1 pseudogene is annotated in these 283 nt (G+C 64.0%); it reads left to right on the top strand.

Annotated elements, in window-relative coordinates:
• Positions 1 to 157: pseudogene (locus tag EN874_RS33295) on the top strand (putative sulfate exporter family transporter); the annotation flags it as partial.
• Between the last annotated feature and the right edge of the window lie 126 nt (positions 158 to 283).

The raw sequence follows: 283 nt of genomic DNA, 5'->3' as shown, positions 1-283 counted from the left end.
CGCAGCACAGATCATGCTGACCATGGGCCTCGCCGCCATGGGCCTCCAGGCCGATATTTCGGAGCTGCGCTCGCGCGGCCTGCGGCCACTGATGCTGGCCTTCTCGGCCTTCATCTTCATCGCGGGGTTCAGCCTGATGCTGGTGAAGTTCGCCTGAGACTGCTGCTGAGGCGGCCCCCGCCTCAATCTCAGCAGGACCTAGTCCTCGTCACCGTCCTCGAACTCGCACGCCGCGACATAGATCGCGGCGAGTTTTTCGATGCCGGCTTGGTCCTCCTTGTCG

The sequence above is a fragment of the Mesorhizobium sp. M1D.F.Ca.ET.231.01.1.1 genome (assembly GCF_003999155.2).
In the GTDB taxonomy this organism is placed as follows: Bacteria; Pseudomonadota; Alphaproteobacteria; order Rhizobiales; family Rhizobiaceae; genus Mesorhizobium.
This window is presented reverse-complemented; position numbering and strand designations above follow the sequence as displayed.